We start from the raw sequence: 369 nt of genomic DNA on the forward strand, positions 1-369 counted from the left end.
AACCACTCACCGGCCTTCAAGGCAAAGGTGGCGCTCGCCGCCGTCAAGGGCGATCGGACCCTGGCTCAACTGGCGGATCAGTTCGACGTCGATCCCAATCAGATCACGTCGTGGAAGGCGCAACTCGAAGGTGGCGCTGCCGACGTGTTCGGCCCTGGTGGCGGCCATGGGGCAGCGCCACCCGCCGTCGACGTGAAGTCGCTGCATGCCAAGATCGGCGAGCTGACGCTGGAGGATGCCCTGGCGCGTCACGGCACGCCGGAAATCTTCAACACCGATCAAGGCAGCCAGCTCACCGGAGCGGCCTTCACCGGCGTGCTCGCCGACAACGGCATCGCGATCAGCATGGACGGCAAGGGGGCCTGGCGC

Annotated in this window: 1 protein-coding gene; it reads left to right on the forward strand. The window is 66.7% G+C overall.

Annotation, left to right across the window (positions count from 1 at the left end):
* A partial coding sequence (locus AC5ZG5_RS46505; protein ID WP_496165606.1) for a transposase occupies positions 1-369 on the forward strand: 369 nt, incomplete at both ends.

The sequence above is a fragment of the Bradyrhizobium sp. Ses1 genome, assembly GCF_059512365.1.